The organism is Chitinophaga sp. HK235, from assembly GCF_018255755.1.
Taxonomy (GTDB): domain Bacteria; phylum Bacteroidota; class Bacteroidia; order Chitinophagales; family Chitinophagaceae; genus Chitinophaga.
The window spans coordinates 1,305,192-1,323,324 of sequence record NZ_CP073766.1 but is presented as its reverse complement, the minus strand read 5'-3'; the positions used below and the strand labels follow the sequence as shown (position 1 = coordinate 1,323,324).

Genomic DNA, 18,133 nt, shown 5'->3' with positions numbered 1-18,133 from the left:
TCTATCAATCAATAATCCGTCCAAGATGGGCATGACTCCAGTTTTTCGTTTCCTGTTATGTATGACGCTGTTGCTGTTCATACAAAAGCCGGCCCGCGCCCAACAGTATCCTGTTACTGCCAGCACACAGATCATTCCGCCTTATAGTGTATATCTTCCGGACTATGCAGTGCCCGGCAGTGACAAGCTACGGGTGATACTGGTACAGAACGACCTGACCAAACCCTCTTACGATGTACGGCTGCAGATGACCGTGGAGCGCAACGGTACGCTGATCATGCGAACAGCACCAGCCTTTAATCCACGCCCGCTGACACTCAGTGCCGGCGTACCCACCATCATCAGCGGGACCGATCTGGCGGATTATCTCAACACCAATAATATTGAGTTCAGTGGCGGTTTTAGCCGCGACAGCGACGAGCGTACCCGCTCCCTGCCGGAAGGTTCTTACCGCATTACCTTCACCGCCTTTGACTACCGCCGCCCGCAGGTGCAGGTCAGTAACGCCGGAGCCAATATCTTTTTCTTTCAGAAAAACGACCCGCCGTTGCTGAACATGCCTATCTGTGGCAGCCGTGTGGAGAAGAGAGATCCGCAGTTCCTGACATTCAGCTGGAGCAGCCGCAATACGCCTAATCCGCTGGATGGTGGAGGCACAGCATATATTTTCTCTCTCTATGAAATAAAACCCAAAAACAGCAACCCTGATTATATCGTCCGCAGCACCCGCCCGATCTATACCATCACCACCGAACAGAATACCATCGCCTATGGCCCGGGAGAACCGGCGCTGACAGACAGCATGGAGTACGTATGGATCGTACAGGCCCGCGACAAAAGCGGCCGTGATATGTTCAGCAATCAGGGACTGAGCCAGAGCTGCCGGTTTACCTACCTGGGCAACAATCCTTTTGAGATCAACAAAATCGGTAAACCCGGTCTCTCCGGCCAGGCTACCGGCGAAAGAACGATCAGACTCTCCTGGCAGCTGGCCCCTGACAACGTGAATTATAAGGTAGATGCCTATCGCATACAATACCGGGCCACCAAAAAGGACGGTGTGGAATACGACTGGCGTACAGCCGAATCTCCGCGTGATACCGTTCTCAATATAAACAGCCTCGAACCGGGTCGCAGCTACGAAGCAAGGCTGCAGTGGCTCGTGGCCGGTGTGTATGGCCCCTTCAGCGATATAGTAACGGTAACGACTAAACCCTCCCGCATTTTCACCTGCGGTGATCCGGCACTGTTGCAGACACCGCAGAATAATACGCCGCTGCCTGCAGCCATGGCCGGCAGCATCTTCCGTATCGGCCACTTCGACGTAATGCTCACTGAAGTAACCGGTGGTGACGGTGTTTTCAGTGGCCGTGGTAAAGCGATTACACCAGGATTTGGTACTGGTATGCTGCTGCAGTTCAACAGGATATCTGTAAATACTGACCTGGTAGTGACCCGTGGTGAGATGCAGGCCGTAACAGACGGTATCGACAAATTCGTGGGGGACGCTGTAAAACACCAGCGTGGCGGCGATGAAGTAGGGCAGGTGAAAACCGGTGATCTCGTTCCGGACATCACTACCAAACTGCATCTGTTTACTAAGGATAACATCGTAGTAGATACCGATAAGGGTACCATCACCCTGAAGGATTCCAATACCGGCCAGGAAGAGGTGATCAACTATAAAGAGAAAGGAAAGGCTTTACCGCTGGTGATAGAAGATACTGATGGGAACCTCTATAATGTCGATAAAAGCGGTAAGGTAACGGCAGCGGGTACACGTGATAAAGGACTCGCAGGCGACCCGGCAGCATTGGCGGCTTTGAACACACTGAATCTGAGTAACGGTATGATCACCTTCTCAGTGAAAGACAATAAATACGCCTTCGACAGCTGGAAAGACAGTTACTTTGGCAAACCAGTGCTCGACAGCAGTTATGAAAAACTCGCTGATGGACGTTACCGGGTGAGCGCCAAAGCCATCGTTCCGGGTGAGCAGGATCAGGTGATCGCTACACTGGTCAATGCAAAAGACATCGACAGAAGTAAGATCAGATTTGTAAGTGGCAAGGGTATTGTCTATCCAGCCGATTCCACTAAAGATGGATTTATCATCACGCTGACAGGCGGCCCTGCCAGTGATGCGCAGGAAGTATATGCCGTATACACGAGAGGTGGCAAATACATCAGTATGGGTAAACTGCTGGTGGCCAGTTATGCGCCCAAACAAAAACGGGTGGTACTGGTGCCGGTAGGCTACGACACCGATGTGCCTGTAGATGCCATCAGCAAAGCCCTGAAAGATGCTTATGAAAAGATTGGTGTCACCTATACGGTGAAAAAAGATGAAAGTTTCCGCGCTAACAAGGACTGGGACCTGAACAAGGATACCATACTACAGGACAGCAGAAGTGCTTTCCTGGGCAATGGTTTTACCGGTGAGGAAAAAGCCATGCGCAAGGCTTACAGCAAAAATCACGATATAGATAAGGATGCCACTTACCTGTTTGTGGTCAACGAAGTAGCGTTGACAGATGGTGACCTGTTGGGTAAAATGCCGCGTCAGAGTCAGTTTGGTTTCATCTTCACAAAAAATGCCACTCCCGAAAATATCGCCTGCACGGTAGCACACGAAACCGGTCACGGCGCCTTTACGCTGGAACATACGTTCAGCGCAGGTATCGGACTGGATAGAGGTAGCACCGACAACCTCATGGATTACAATAATGGCTACAACCTCCTGAAATACCAGTGGGATGTAGTACATGATCCGGGCCATGTATGGGGCATTTTTGAGAATGATCAGGAACAGGAGAGTGTAGGCTACGATAGTATCAATGTATTTAAGGATCTGAGAAATGAGGCTACCAATACCTATACATTTATCACACCAGCGGGGACCTACATTACTTTACCAGCAACCGCATCCAATCTGAAGTTCTCCACGCTGGACAGAACCTTCTATAAACTGAATGGTGTGGCGAATGTCAACCAGCCTTCAGAAGATCTGATGCCATTGGGTGCTTTGTTGTCCTTTGATCTCAACAAAAAAGCATATGCAGTTGATTTCACCGGAAAAACATTTAATGGTTACGGTATAGGTGGCAAAGATTACTATGAAGATGTGTATACCGGCCAGGAACACCCCCGGAGCGGTATTGCCGTGTTTATGGGAGTGGGGGAAGATCCGGTGACAAGGGATCGTAGGTTTATTTCCTATGCTTCCAGATTCGGCGCATTACAGGCCACTATCAGTGTACCATCTACCTATTATGGCGCAGGTATCTTTAACAATAATCTGGCAGTTACAGATATCAACTTCATAGATGCTTTCCTGAATATGGAAGGGCTTCTGCGAAGTAAAATGGTAGGAAATAAATTGCTGGTATTGCCGATGCAGAATCTGTATCTGACTAATGCCAATACAACCTTCCCTTATAAAGGCGGCCAGAACATCAGTATCTCGAAGTTCCTGTTGAGTGTACTTGCTCCCGACAGTCCGGTAAAAGACTATATCACCTTCTATACAGTGGCCAACCTCAAAGCCAATGAGCTGGAAGGGTTTAAAGATTGTATGGGAATGGGGATCAGGATAGAGGACTTTATTCAGTCTTATCGGAAAATGCAGCTGCAGACAGTTGACCCGTCTTATGGGCCGCGGTTGTTCGCAAAAGTGAAAGAGCTGACGATGACAGAGCTGGCGATGGCCGCAAAAGGTAATATCAATCTGGTGACGGATCTGCATACAGCAGTACTGGCCGGTAAACCAGCTGCTGATATTCATACCATTCTGGTCAACAACTATAGCAAGTGTGCGATGAATGCGCTGGAACTGAAAGACAGGCTGTACATCCTGAATCAGCTGCTCGGAAAAGTAGCTGACAATGATCTGTGGTATACTGATCCGCACTGGTATACTTCCAATGATGGGCACTTCATTGTAAAAGATCTGCTGCAGACGGCTCCGCAGAAGGATCGCCTGGAGATACTGAAGAGCGGTTTGATCGCCAAAGATTACCAATGGCTGCGCACTTTGTGGAGAGAAGGAAATAAATGGCTCAATGGCGTAGGGTACGATGATGTACGCGATGTTTTTGATCTGATCAACCCATGGGTGTTGGAAAACTACGCAGCACTGGGAATTCAGCCGACTCAGAAAACAAGCACCGACCAGATGAACGGTACAGGCCCTGTAAAGTATTACCCAGGCGAGCAGGAATTCCTGATTGGTGCAGATCCTGTACAGCTTTACCACGTCAATAAGTTTTTTGACTATTGGACGCATAACAGCGGAACCACAGCGGAATTCAATGACGCAGGAAAAGTAGTGCTGGAGCAGGAATATACTATCCGTGAATTGCCGGATCCTTTACTGGATCAATTACTGGAAGGAAGGCCCCGTAATACAATAGTCGATATAGAACTGGATGAAGCCTTTAATCCGCTGGAGCCTGTAACGATCATGGCTGTACGTAATTTCCATGAGAATGGGTTTGATGCAGGTGACCGGCATATTGTGCCGGCTTATATGGCTATGGTGTATAATACCGATGTGGCCAGAACTACAAATAGTAGAACGGTCAGGGAGGTGGTTGATTTTGTGGCGATCACAGCAGCGATACTGGCCACTCCGGAAACAGGCGGTGGTTCACTGGCGGCTTATTCGGCTTTTGCGTTGAGGACGGCTGGAATAGTGGGTTCCATGGATGTGTTGGTGCAGCGGTCAAGGAATAATCTCACGCTCGCTGAATACACTAAGTATAGAGACTTCTACGAGGCATGGGATAAGGTGAAAGCCACTTCCGATTATGCATCATTACTGGCAGGAGTAGGCAACGGATTAGCCTGGGGCGCCAGCAAACTGAATGGCTTCCGGATCTTCAACCGTACTATCGCAGGTGTAGGGCCCATACTGGATGGTACACCAACGGCTTTAGGAGACCTGTCCAATGCATGGAATACCATCAGAAATATTCCGAAAACGCCGCCTCCCGGAGGTTTTGGGTTCTCATTAAGTAATTCCAGGTTGTTTGTCAATTCCCGTGGGTTGTTGCTGGAAGGTGTGGCCGGACAGACAAAATTAGCCAGGGTAGCAGGTTTTGCCGCCGATGCTAGAGTGAATGCGATATTCTCTGTAGGCGCGAAAGAAGGTGTGCTGGCAGAAGATCTGGTAATGGTTCCCCGCCAGGGAATGGTGTTGTCTGCTTCAAAAACTACCGGCGCTATCACGGAATATGTGGATGAAATAGGAGGGGCAATTGGAGACGTGACTACTACGATGGCGGGTAAGGGTGAGCTGGTGGTAACAGCAGAAGGGATGAGTGTAACGGTTGTTGAATATCAGCAGGGGGCCGGAAGTGTGGCCACAATGGTGCCAGCGGCCTATAATGGTACCGCCAATATTATCAGTTACTCCATCGCAGGATCTCCCGCCGGTGGTATGGCTGACATCATGGTAGCAACTAGACCCAACTATGCACCACAGCTGCTGTATGCTTCTGCCAAAGCATATGAGCTGATATTGACAAAGGTGAAGGAAAAAGAAAAGTGTATCGCTTGTAAACGTTTTACAGAAGAGATCTGTAAGAAGTTTGATGCACTTTACAAGAAGGCTGGATTTACCAACAGCGGCGGAATCCGTGAATTATGCGCCAGGTTGAGTTCTAAAGAGGTGAGCAGTGTGCTGGATTATCTGCTGGCTATGCCACTGTCAGATCTGACCACTTTCCTGGGAGACATTAATGTAACATCTGATAATGTAAACCATATCAGTCAGCATGTGGAAGAGTTGGACACCCGGATACTGGAGGCCTGGAAGGTTGTTGCTACAGCCAGAAAATCAGTATCGGTCAACTATCAGGCTGATTTCCCTGCATTGAAAGAAGTTAAACTAGCCAGGGCATCCTCCAGCTTCATGACCAATATTGGCCAGGACGAAGGCTTTGTTACGGCATTGTCTCCTATAAAAGGAATGCCTTGTAAGACCTGTAAAAATGCTTCCAAACCAATTAATCAGTACCTGAGTGAGTATGTCAAGGATTTCAAGTATTTTTCGGATTATTATAATTTCGAAGGGCTCTGGAACGATCTGAAACAACAGAGGGCGATAGGTATGGTGTATGGCGCTGCATTTCAGTTACGTGTCCTGAGGGCCTATCCCGAACTGTTTAATGGTACCGTCGTTTTTGATGCAAACCTGGATGATACAGAAGATGGTCTTCAAGGGGATGACCTGGATGGAACGAAAACCAAATGTCGCTTTGATATCAAAGTCATTACACCCACTGATATCAAATACCTGGAATTCAAGAGCTGGGGAGCCAGCACTGTGAGAGACTTTTTAGGAAATGCCAGCAAACGGTCTGCATTTAGTAAACAGTTAGGCGTTTATTTCAAAAATGTGAGTGATCTGAACCAGCTGTCCTGTATTTTTGATTCCAAAAAACTTTCACTCGATAAGGCGAAAGGTGTGGTACAGGCGGCATTCAGGGATCGATTCGCTGAATGGTATGATAGTGATGATAGCGGCCTGGGAGATGCAAAAATGCAGCAGCTGTTTAAACTGAATAAACGGGCTTTTGAAGCCGCTATAAATGACCTTAACAGTCAGATTTATAAATTCGTCAAAGTATTATAATGTTTGTATTAAAAGAGCAACTGAAAGGGTATACAGTTAAGAATGATAGCAGAGATGAGCTCTATTATCGTCATAATAAATCAGTGTTTTCTCTGAGCAAAGAGCGGTTGGAAGTGCGGAAGCTACAGGACAATGTTTCCAATTACAGTAAAATTTTCCTGTATCAGGACGCTTACCTGTTTAATTGCAACGGGGAGCTGCTGATGGTTGCCGGTGAGGGAGCAGAAACCAGATTGGGGAAAGAGCTGTATCCTGCAATGATACAGGAAACGGATATCATTGTTACCAGTCAGGCCGGCCCGGAAGATACACTCGCCAGAATAGATGCGGAAGGGAATGTCCGCTGGGAAGTGCCGGTGTCTCTGGGTAATCAGCACTTGCAGTACAAAGACTTGCTGTACTATATACGGATTGATGATGTGTATAAGGTGAGAACAAGTATCATTAATAAAATGTCACTGAGTAGTGGTGAGCATAATGTGCTCATTGATTTTAATGATTATTACCGGGGAGATTTGATAGGTGCTGATGCTCCGCCCGATACCTTTTATGAGCTGATAACCGTTGATGATGCAGAGATCGTGGCGATGGTAAATAATCGGAGGATCGTATCTGTAGATGTAAATACGGGAAAAATAAGGTGGGAAACGGATCAGTTGACAGATATGAATGGAGAGGCTTTAAAGTATTTTGTTTCGGCACCCATACCTGGTGGGATGTACAATGATAAAAGATACATTCTCCAGGGATCCGTTTTTGCCTGCCTGGATATACGCCAAAAGATGCTTGTTCAGCGCCGGTTTAAGCTGAGTGGCAGGCATACCGGGGATATGTTTGTTTTTGACTGCAGGATGGAAGGCTCCTGGCTGTATTTTGCCGGAAGGGAAGGAGCCGGAGCTCTGGACCGCATCGGTATCTTCGATATTGAAAAAGAAACCATCATCTGGGATACGGTCGTGCCTTTGGCTCCAGGCGCCACTTTACGGGGTGCTCCCTATGGCAACGGTCAGCATATATTCGCCAACGATAGCAACAATATCCTCTATATCTACGAACGGGCCTGAGCAGCTCTTGTCATTTAATGGGGTAACTTTGTGGTTTAAGCAGACAACCTGGTAACCTTCCGGTAACCTTCTTCCGGCGGTTCCAGGTTGGCCTTATCTTTGCCTGCAAACCATCAAACTGTTACAAATGAAAAAGATCCTCTATCCGGCGGTAGCCCTGCTGGTGCTCGTGACGGCCGCATTTACCTTTATTACCACACAGAACTGGAAAATCAACAATGGTTATTCCGTCAAATTCGAAGGCAAGTATGCCGATGGTGTCTTTGAGTCAATGAAGGGAACGGTTGTTTTTGATGAAAAGGACCTTGCTGCTACCAAATTCGATGTGCTGGTAGATGTAGCCTCCATCAATACCGGCAACGGCCTTAAAAACAGGCATGCCCGCGGCGAAAAATGGTTCGATGCAGAGAAGTACCCTTACATTCATTTTGTATCGTCTGAAGTGGTGAAAACAGCTACCGGCTATGATGCCAAAGGTACCCTGGATATGCACGGAATAAAGAAACCCTTTACCATCCCCTTTACTTTTACCCGGAACGGCGATAAAGGTGTTTTTCATGGTGAATTCAAGGTTAACCGTGGTGACTTCGGTATTACCACACCCCGTGGTGATGAGTCTGATTATACCCGTCTTACAGTAACCGTTCCCGTTACCGCTAAATAATACCTATGCGCCCTCAGCTTTTCTGGGTGGGTATAGCCACCGGCGTTATCTCGGCCGTTCTTTCCCTGATATATGGAGCTGTCTACCAGGCAGCACTGGGGGCGGACTTCTCCGGGGTAGCTCCGGTGACGGCCGTGGCCAGCGCCAGTATTGCCGCCGGAGTCCTGATGATGCTGGGACACTGGTTATGGGAACGCTGGCGTAATGGAAAGGCTATCCTTATCTTTAATATAATACTGGTCTCGATTTCCCTGCTGAGCAGCGCTATTCCTTTTGCTGTGAGCCTCCCGCTGAATATACCGGCACCGGAACTGTTTCCGGGAATGGTTGTGCCCATGCATCTCTTCCCCGCGCTTGTATGGCTGGGGCTTCAACCATTACTATCTGATAAGAACCGTACTGGTGGCGGAAGATAAATTTTTGCAGATACGAATAATTATTGGCAGGGTATTCCTATATTCGCTCTTCATTTGTTTGTAAACCGGAAAGCATACCGAATGGACCTGATTATAAATGCAAAACAAGCCGGCAGAAAACATGCGCTGATAGAGAAACAAAAGATTGTCATTGATGATTTACCGGAATCCCCGTCTCTCCGTGTTTTGTTGAATGCCGTAGTAAAACAGCAGGTAACTGCCTATAACGATAAACCTTTAGAGAAAAACCTGTTGCCTTTTCTCTCCAATGAACAGATTGACAGCCAGACCAACACAGGGAAAGTGGGCTTTGGGGCCATCTACAATGAAAATAAGGCCGACCTGGCCAAAGCACAGGACGTAGCCCTGCAGGCCTATGAAGATGGACTGTTCGCTGTTTTTGCCGATGAGGAAGAGTTACAGGACCTGGACCGTACCTTTGTACTGAAGCCGGAAACTGTCGTCACCTTTATCCGGTTGACCTTCCTGGCCGGTAGCTACTGGTAATGCCAACATGATTTTTTAACCCGATTACCATATTAATTTGTTTAGCCATGGACGTGAAAGAGTTCCTGAAGACCAGGATCATACCCCATCACATGACCAATGTAATCACCGCGCTGAAAGCCGTTTTTACAGGAGAAACCACTGATCCGCTTCTGACGCGGGAAACCGCGGAAATCGCGCTGATTGTACTGAATGAAGTATTGGCCGATAAGGATGAAAATAATCCCTACTACCGTAATAGAAGCATTACCTATAAAGACCAGCGGTACATCAGGATTGAAGAACTGATAAAAGACCGCTCCTGGGACACTGCCGAAGGCTTCAACCTCCTGGTGTTTCTTTTTGGGAAGGAGAGGGCTGCCTATGTGAAATATGCATGGGACATGGTTCCGCAACGGATGTACCAGCGGGGCTATACCCGCCGTTCCTTCCGGGCACCCAACGATCCGGAAGTATATTTTGTATTGCAACTGGAGTTTCTGCATCAGGCCATCCCACAGTCCTGTTTGACAGAATACTACCCTAAACAGACATATACCAGTTACGACCTGAGTCTGGAAGAACAGGTCCGCTACGATCATCATCTTGGCAGTAGTGATCTGTACAGGATATGGGCGGCCGCTATAGACCTGGGCAACGAATCCCTGCTGAAGGTATGTGAAGACATCGTCTTTAACAAAGATCCGGAAGGAAAGGTGACCCGCAACCTTATCAAGGCACTGCTTAACACAGAGAAGCCTGCCGCCTGGGAACTGGTGGAAAAGCTACTGCTGGCAGCCCAACGCCAGGAAGGCCTGCGGCAGACCATCCTGGAAGCACTGGATGAAACTTCCATCGGGGCCATGAAACATATGCTGAAGGTGGTTCTCGACAATAAACTCACCCGCTTCTCTTCCGTAGTCCGCGCACTCGACGTATGGGCCGGGCTTTATTGGGACGCTGAAAAAGAAAGTACTATCCGGACTTTCCTCGAAAGAGCCAGCGAGTACCTTGAAACACCGGAAAAAATCCTGCCGGCCCTGTTCAGCAAAAATAACACCGACGTATATATGGCACTCTGGGCCCAGGGTGTTATCAATGTGGCAGAAGCCCGCCCGATGGTATTTGAGCTGCTGGCAAAGGGAAACGTGGAAAAACGTTGCCTGGCGCTGAAGTTCGCTTACGAAACAAAATACTATAACATCGATATGCCCGCGGCCTATGAGGCCCTGCTCGACGAAGATCTGGCCGTTAATGCCAGGGCGCTGACCATCATTAACGAAAATAGTAACGCTGCTCATTTCGATCAGCATCTGCCCGCGATGTTTGACCGGCTGCATGCCCTTGTACAACGGGCACCCGAGAAAGAGAAAACGTTTGAAGGAATCGTATTCTCCTGGATGAATTTCAAATTCGATCGCAACAACGCGCTCGATGCCATGATCAATTTCATCTGCAATAAGCAGGAAAGGCTGGATATCGTGCTGGGCTATTTCGATGGTATGAACCTGAGCCTGCGTGAGCAACTGTCCAGAAAACTGCTGAAAGGATATTCGCCTTACAGCTGGCAGGATGACAAAGCTGAGGGGCCTCTTACGCCTTTCCAGCGCAACTTTGCGATGCGCCTGCTGAAAGACAGGGGAGAGTATGTGGTCAATATTGCCTTTAATGCATTGCACAAAGAGGCGTTTACTGCTGAAGAAATGGAAACGTTTATCGATATCCTGAAACGCAAAGGCGCCGCTGTCCGTAGCAAAGCGATTGAAATGGTGTTGAGGCAACAGGATACTGTGGTAACGGTAGTAACGGAAAAACTATTGCAGGGTGATGGGGAACAACGCCTCGGCGGTCTGGATATTGCCTTGCGTCTTCAGAAGGATAATCGTCTGCAAACACAGCGTACTGCATGGATTACAGCATTCAGGGAAAGAAAAAGCATCTCTCAGAAAGAAGAAATATTACTGACCCAGTTATCCGGTGAAAACAATGTACAGTCTTTCTCCAGAGAAAATGGTTTTGGCTTGTATGATCCTGCGCTCATCTCCCCGGCAAAACTCCCGGCAGTAGATAAAAACGATTACTACAGCAAGTGTACGGCGATTGCGCCTTATGGTTTCTCTATGCCTATAGCGGCTTTGCAGGAACAGCTGAAGCAGCTCAATGCGTTGCTGACGCAACATGCCGGTTATGAGTATGAAGTAGAAAACTACGATAATACAATGGTTACCGTATTGCTGGGTAATACCTTCCGTAATGCAAAAGGGTACAGCCATAAGTTTGCATCAAAGGAGGAAGAATATGCTTCGTATCCACTGCCGGAAGTATGGGAAGCCTGGTATCAGCAAGGCGGGCTGACACCGCGGGATCTTTTCATCTGTGTCAACTTGCTGCTGTTAGATGGTAAGGTACTGGGTGCATCGATCTTAAAAAATTATATGCCGGTGTACGATGAACTGATGACGGAAGAGATCAGTGGGACCAGCCGGTATCGGCATTCAGATCCATTGCCGAAAATACTCAGTGCACTGGCATTGATACATCCATTCGAAGAAAAAAATGCATTCCTTCTGGGTGCCTGCAAACAGATATTTAATGCCCTTACACCGGAGATCCTGCAAAGCTGTACAAAAAGATACGATGGTGAACAGGGGTGGCAAAGCAGTAACATATTGAATGGATTCCTGCAGGGAGTTGCCAATACCGGGCTGAAAGGCCAACAGCTGGAAGATTGCTGGAATCTCTATAACTGGCGGCAGTTTTCGGGGCTCCCGGAACTGGTAGACAGATATCTGCCACCGATGTCCATATTCGTAGAAGCATTTCAGGCAGGCATTATACCGGAAAGTGAATTATACAGAGGACTGATTGCTGCCGATAATCTCCGCTTCCTGTCTGGTGTACGTAAACCTAAACTTAAAAAGGAACAGCACTATTTCGATGAACATCCGTTCCTGGAAGCGATGTTTGTAAAAATCAGGGAACATTTCCTGGACATAGAACTGAAGCGGGGAGATTCTCCAACAGCTGTTACCGGCATGGTACAGGTGCTGGAGACCATTTACGGTGTAAAACGCTTCGCGGAGATATGGGCCGGGCTGGGCAAAACCTCGCTTAACCGTGGTTATATTTATTCCTATAGCTCAGAGCCTTTAAGCAAACAGAAAGTCTTCAGCCTGTTGCTCAAACGTTGTTTCCCCTTACCGGAGGATACACAGGAAATGTTTGATGAGCTGGTGAAGAAAATAAAGCTCACTGAACAGCAACTGATAGAAGCAGCCGTATATGCGCCACAGTGGCAGAAGTTCGTGAGCCAGCACCTCGGCTGGAAAGGCCTGGATTCCGCTATCTGGTGGATGCATGCTCATACCAAATCTGCCGGCAATGAACAAAATGCGGAAGCTGAAAGCGAGATTGCCCGGTATTCTGCGGTTGACTTACAGGACTTCAAAGACGGCGCCGTAGATAAAGACTGGTTCCAGAAAGCCTATAAGGAAATCGGCAAACAACGCTGGGCTATCGTATATGAGGCTGCCAAATATATCAGTGATGGTAATGCCCATCGCCGTGCCCGTTTATACGCCGACGTTATAACCGGTGAGCTGAAGATCAAAGAGGTAACTCAGAAGGTGAAGGACAAACGCGACCAGGACTATCTGCGTCTCTATGGTCTTATCCCGTTGAGCAAAACTAATCCGGAAAAAGATGTGCTTGCCCGTTATGAATATCTCCAGATGTTTAAAAAGGAAAGCAAACAGTTCGGTGCACAGAAACAGTCGAGTGAGTCGCTGGCACTGCGTATAGCCATGGAAAACCTGGCCAGGAACGCAGGCTACGCAGATCCGGTTCGGCTTACATGGGCGATGGAAACCCGTCAGGTACAAGGCATTCTGTCTAAGGAAACACAGGTACAGTACGATGATGTGCTGATAGGACTGGTGATTGATGAAGAAGGACAGGCAGATGTAGTGGCTTTCAAAGGAGATAAACAACTGAAAGCGATCCCGCCTAAATATAAGAATGACAAAAAAGTACTGGAACTGGCAGAGTTCAAAAAGACCCTGCGGGAACAGTTCCGCCGCTCCCGCAAAGCGCTGGAAGACACTATGGTACGGGGGGATGTGTTTACTTCAGACGAATTGAATACACTGTTTGGTCATCCGGTGATTGCCCGCCATCTGGAAAAGCTGGTGTTCATCACAGAGAACTCCCATGGTTTCTATCAAAATGGTGCTTTGGTGGATACTAAAGGAAACACGGTTCCGTTAACAGCCGCAGATGGCATTCGCATCGCGCACAGCAGCGACCTGTATAAAGCAGGCGTGTGGAGCGACTACCAGCGTTATTGTTTTGAAAAAGAAGTACAGCAGCCGTTCAAACAGGTATTCCGTGAGCTGTATGTGCCACTGGAAGATGAGCTGAAAGCGGTGTCGGTATCCCGTCGTTATGCCGGTCATCAGGTGCAACCTACACAAACGGTGGCCTTGCTCAAAACAAGGGGTTGGAAAGTTGACTATGAAGACGGTCTGCAGAAAGTGTTTCATAAAAACGGCTTTGTGGCTAAAATATACGCGATGGCCGACTGGTTCTCACCCGCTGACGTGGAAAGCCCAACGCTGGAAACAGTGGTCTTCCATGATCTGAAAACATACAAAGCGATTGCTTTTGAAACCATATCCCCGCTGATCTTCAGTGAAGTGATGCGTGACCTGGACCTGGTTGTCAGTGTGGCCCATGTGGGTGGGGTAGATCCGGAAGCCAGCCATTCTTCCATTGAAATGAGAAGGGTACTGCTCGAAGAAACCCTGCGCCTGTTTAAACTAAACAACGTGAAGGTGGCCGGCAGTCATGCTACCATCAAAGGAAAACTGGGTGAATACAGTGTTCACCTGGGCAGTGCCGTGGTACATCTGTTGCCGGGTAAATACCTTTCTATCCTGCCGGTACATTCACAGCATAGAGGCCGTATTTTCCTCCCGTTTGTGGATGATGATCCGAAATCAGCAGAACTGATATCCAAAGTGCTGCTGCTGGCAAGGGACCACGAAATACAGGACCCTACTGTATTGGAACAGATAGCATAATTTGATTTTCTGATTTAGGGATTTAGTTATTTAGATATTTATGGATTTATATATTTTATTAAAATCCCTAAATATCTAAATAACTAAATCCCTAAATCTATAAATAACTAAATCTCTAAATCCCTTGATGATCCGTTTTTTATCAGCAATATTCTGTATGTTTGGTTTTTGAGCCTAAATAGCGAATTAATACAGATCCACCATGAATGGATTACAGGATGTTTCCAACGAACTGATGAACCATTTTTCCTTTATGCTGAAGTATGTGGTGGGCCTGAGAAACAATAGTGCAGCGCCGCTGGAACCCCGGCTGCTGCTGGTGACCGCCTCTCAACAGACGGTCCTGGATGCTGAAGGAAATACTATTGCCGCAGATGAATGGTTTGATCAGTGTATCCGTGAAAATAACCCACGGTATGCCATATACGTAAAGGATGCATTGTATACCGGCGATAACAAACAGATACAGGGAGAAGCCTTTGTTTTTGTTATGTATGACCAGGTAACGGATAAACGTTTTATCGTTGCCCAGCCCTATGTGGCGGCCACTGCCTTACAACCGCTCCACGAGGTAGGTACACCGGTATGGATAGGCCTGCTGTCCAACGAACCGCTGTATACCGGTAACCCCGCACTACCCCGTGTAATACTTCCTAGGAATAAGCCCTGGTGGAAATTCCGCTGAAATGTACCTATTTTGCAGCCGCATCATGGATCATCGTTATTTTCTTGTCTACAAACCGTATAAAATGGTCTCACAGTTTATCAGCCCCGACAGGGACAAGGTAAATCTGCTGGGAGACCTGGATTTTCAATTTCCCAAAGGAACACATGCCATCGGCCGGCTGGACAACCATTCGGAAGGACTGTTGCTGCTGACGACCAATCAGAAGGTGACCCGTTTGTTGTTTGAAGGAGAGCGTTCGCATGAACGCACCTACCTGGTAAGAGCCAAAGGGCATATGCTGCCGGAAACCCTGCAGCGTCTGCAGGCCGGTGTGCGCATCCTGGTGGCGGAAGATACGCATTACCTGGCTGCGCCCACCCGTGCCGTCATCGTCGCCAAACCAGCCGGACTGCAGCCCCGCCCATCGGAGCCACCAGACAAAGCGCCCCATACCTGGCTGCTTATCACACTCACCGAAGGTAAATATCATCAGGTCCGTAAAATGGTGGGCGCCATCCATCACCGTTGCCAGCGGCTGATCCGGGTGTCTATAGAAGATATCGAACTGGGAGATATGCAGCCGGGAGAAGTAAGAGAAATAGGAGAGCAGGCGTTCTTTGAGCGGCTGAAAATCGGGCAGTTTGTCTAAAATAAAACCCGAAAATGGGAATATCCCATTAGGATGCCGATACTTTTCTTGTTAGGTTTGCTTCGTTGGAAATCATGCTATAACAAGAAAATTTTATGAGAAGAGTTTTCGCACTGACGCTGTCACTGGCGTTAGGCATGGGGCTTGGCACTGCTGCCCATGCACAGGATCTACGTTATCCGATTGTTCCCTACCCGCAACAGCTGGTCCCGATGGAGGGATCGTTTACGATCACCGGCAGTACCAGGCTGGTCTTGCCCGCGAATGCCCGCCTTTTCAGCAATGAGGTGGCGCAGCTGCAATCGTTGGTACGCCAGGGTATCGGAACTACCCTCAAAACCACTGCTGCTAATACTTCCGGTAATGCAATCGTTTTAAAACAGGATCTTACCCTCGCCGGAGAGGAAGACTACACAATGACAGTGAGCCCAAAGCAGCTGCAGATCGGTGCCAAAGCTCCGGCCGGCTTTTTCAGGGCCATTGCCACATTACGGCAGCTGATGCCGTCTGCCATTGAAGGCCACAGTACCGGCAGTCTGCGTGTACTGAGCATCCCGGCCATGCAACTCAATGATCATCCGGTATACGGCTGGCGTGGCATGCACCTCGATGTGGCCCGCCACTTTTTCTCTGTCAGCTATCTGAAGAAATTCATCGATCTGCTGGCCCTCTACAAAATGAATAAGCTGCACCTCCACCTTACCGACGACCAGGGCTGGCGCATAGAGATCAAAAAATATCCACTGCTCACCGAAAAAGGCGCCTGGAGAGAGTTTAACAACCAGGACTCCGTATGTATGGAGAAGGCCAAAGACAATCCCGATATGGAGATTGACAAGGAACATATCATTCAGCGGGATGGTAAAACCCTTTACGGTGGCTTTTATACACAGGCCCAGATGAAGGACATCATCGCCTATGCCGCTGCACGCCACGTGGAAATCATCCCGGAAATTGATATGCCGGGTCATATGATGGCAGCCATTCGTACTTATCCCTTCCTCACCTGCGATGGTAAATCCGGATGGGGCAAGGATTTCTCCACGCCCATCTGCCCTTGTAACGAAACCACTTTCCGTTTTGCGGAAGATGTCTTCACAGAGATAGCCACCTTGTTCCCTTCCAAATACCTGCACCTGGGTGCCGACGAAGTGGAGAAAACCAGCTGGGCTGCGTCTCCGGCCTGCACCGAAGTGATGAAGGCCAACAACCTGAAAAGCGTAGAGGAACTGCAAAGTTATTTTGTGAAGAGAATGGAGCGGTTTTTCCATTCCAAAGGGAAAGTCCTCATCGGCTGGGATGAGATCCTGGAAGGCGGTATCAGTCCTACTGCCATTCTGATGTACTGGCGCGCCTGGGTACCGGATGCTCCTGTAAAAGCTGCCCGCCATGGCAACCAGGTGATCATGACTCCCGGCAATCCGCTTTACTTTGATGCCACCCCCGATCGTAACTCCATCGGTAATGTGTATCACTTTGAGCCGGTGCCCAAAGGTCTTACTACAGAGGAAGCCAAATCTATTATGGGCGCCCAGGCCAATATCTGGACAGAATATATCCCTTCAGAAAAAAGGGCCGATTATATGTTCATGCCCCGCATGACCGCGCTGGCAGAGGTATTGTGGACACATAAAAAGGACTATGACAACTACCTCCAACGGCTAAACGTACAGTATGCCCGTCTGGACCAGCTGGGTGTACATTACCGGCTGCCCGACCTGGACGGTTTTACAGAGGATAATGTGTTTGTTGATCAGGGTACCCTGGCGGTAAAAGCACCTTTAACCGGAATGACTATACGTTATACTACGGATGGTTCCATCCCGGGTATGCAATCACCTATACTGCCGGCATCTTTGTCCATCACGACGCCGCAAACCATCAGGCTGGCGGCTTTCAGTCCGGCAGGCAACCGGGGTGATATCTATACACTTCGCTACCGCAAGGAATCCTATATCAAACCAGTAACGACCCATCCTACCAAACAGGGGCTGCGACTGGATTATTTCAAAGGTGCCTTCAGAACCACCACTAAGATCAAAGCCACTGCTGACAGCACTATGCGGGTACCCAATGTGATCATCCCCGAAGGGCTGGGGCATGGAGCTGCTTTCGGCGCCCGTTTACAGGGATTTGTTTATGTTCCTGAAACAGCCATCTACAGTTTTTTCCTCACCTGCGATGATGGTGGCAGACTTTATATCGGTGGTAAGGAAGTAGTCAACAACGACGGCTGGCATGCCCCGCTGCAAAAGAGCGGCCAGATAGCCCTGGAAAAAGGCTGGCATCCGCTGAAAGTGGATTTTGTGGAAGGCGGCGGCGGATACACGCTTAAGCTGGAATACAGTGTCAACGGCGGAAAACTGAAAGCCATAGAGGACCGCGACTTAAACTGTAACTGTGATTAGTGTGATGATACTGATGCTCCTGATAAGCGGAGAAGAGAGCAAAGATGGAAGTGAAGAAAGG

9 protein-coding genes are annotated in these 18,133 nt (G+C 48.5%); all 9 read left to right on the top strand.

The genetic code is table 11. From position 1 onward, the window contains the following. Positions 1-31: 31 nt before the first annotated feature. Positions 32-6,637, top strand: coding sequence for a fibronectin type III domain-containing protein (locus KD145_RS03965; protein WP_212004609.1), 6,606 nt, complete (start codon positions 32-34; stop codon positions 6,635-6,637). After that, positions 6,637-7,701 carry a hypothetical protein gene (locus KD145_RS03960; protein ID WP_212004608.1) on the top strand — a complete coding sequence of 355 codons (1,065 nt, stop codon included), beginning with the start codon at positions 6,637-6,639 and terminating at the stop codon, positions 7,699-7,701. The genes KD145_RS03965 and KD145_RS03960 overlap by 1 nt, the downstream gene beginning before the upstream one ends. A 127-nt stretch (positions 7,702-7,828) precedes the next feature. Beyond that, positions 7,829-8,365 (top strand): YceI family protein, encoded by a 537-nt coding sequence (locus KD145_RS03955; protein ID WP_212004607.1) that lies wholly within the window; start codon positions 7,829-7,831, stop codon positions 8,363-8,365. A gap of 5 nt (positions 8,366-8,370) precedes the next feature. After that, positions 8,371-8,781: a hypothetical protein gene (locus tag KD145_RS03950; RefSeq protein ID WP_212004606.1), complete on the top strand. Its 411-nt coding sequence runs from the start codon at positions 8,371-8,373 to the stop codon at positions 8,779-8,781. Between the two features lie 81 nt (positions 8,782-8,862). After that, the gene (locus KD145_RS03945; RefSeq protein WP_212004605.1) at positions 8,863-9,288 is read left to right on the top strand and encodes a hypothetical protein; all 426 of its coding nucleotides are present in this window, start codon (positions 8,863-8,865) and stop codon (positions 9,286-9,288) included. 47 nt (positions 9,289-9,335) lie between these two features. Next, positions 9,336-14,348, top strand: coding sequence for a DUF4132 domain-containing protein (locus tag KD145_RS03940; RefSeq protein WP_212004604.1), 5,013 nt, complete (start codon positions 9,336-9,338; stop codon positions 14,346-14,348). A gap of 202 nt (positions 14,349-14,550) precedes the next feature. Beyond that, the gene (locus KD145_RS03935; protein WP_212004603.1) at positions 14,551-15,033 is read left to right on the top strand and encodes a hypothetical protein; all 483 of its coding nucleotides are present in this window, start codon (positions 14,551-14,553) and stop codon (positions 15,031-15,033) included. A gap of 1 nt (position 15,034) precedes the next feature. Next, positions 15,035-15,664: a pseudouridine synthase gene (locus KD145_RS03930; RefSeq protein ID WP_308219043.1), complete on the top strand. Its 630-nt coding sequence runs from the start codon at positions 15,035-15,037 to the stop codon at positions 15,662-15,664. A 95-nt stretch (positions 15,665-15,759) separates the two neighbouring features. Further along, on the top strand, positions 15,760-18,072 hold the full coding sequence (locus KD145_RS03925; protein WP_249219733.1) for a family 20 glycosylhydrolase: 2,313 nt from the start codon (positions 15,760-15,762) through the stop codon (positions 18,070-18,072). Positions 18,073-18,133 lie beyond the last annotated feature (61 nt).

What these genes read in the sequence shown, in the direction of transcription:
- KD145_RS03965 (WP_212004609.1), top strand. Translation starts at nt 32, where the DNA reads ATGACTCCAGTTTTTCGTTTCCTGTTATGTATGACGCTGTTGCTGTTC.
- KD145_RS03960 (WP_212004608.1), top strand. Translation starts at nt 6,637, where the DNA reads ATGTTTGTATTAAAAGAGCAACTGAAAGGGTATACAGTTAAGAATGAT.
- KD145_RS03955 (WP_212004607.1), top strand. Translation starts at nt 7,829, where the DNA reads ATGAAAAAGATCCTCTATCCGGCGGTAGCCCTGCTGGTGCTCGTGACG.
- KD145_RS03950 (WP_212004606.1), top strand. Translation starts at nt 8,371, where the DNA reads ATGCGCCCTCAGCTTTTCTGGGTGGGTATAGCCACCGGCGTTATCTCG.
- KD145_RS03945 (WP_212004605.1), top strand. Translation starts at nt 8,863, where the DNA reads ATGGACCTGATTATAAATGCAAAACAAGCCGGCAGAAAACATGCGCTG.
- KD145_RS03940 (WP_212004604.1), top strand. Translation starts at nt 9,336, where the DNA reads ATGGACGTGAAAGAGTTCCTGAAGACCAGGATCATACCCCATCACATG.
- KD145_RS03935 (WP_212004603.1), top strand. Translation starts at nt 14,551, where the DNA reads ATGAATGGATTACAGGATGTTTCCAACGAACTGATGAACCATTTTTCC.
- KD145_RS03930 (WP_308219043.1), top strand. Translation starts at nt 15,035, where the DNA reads ATGTACCTATTTTGCAGCCGCATCATGGATCATCGTTATTTTCTTGTC.
- KD145_RS03925 (WP_249219733.1), top strand. Translation starts at nt 15,760, where the DNA reads ATGAGAAGAGTTTTCGCACTGACGCTGTCACTGGCGTTAGGCATGGGG.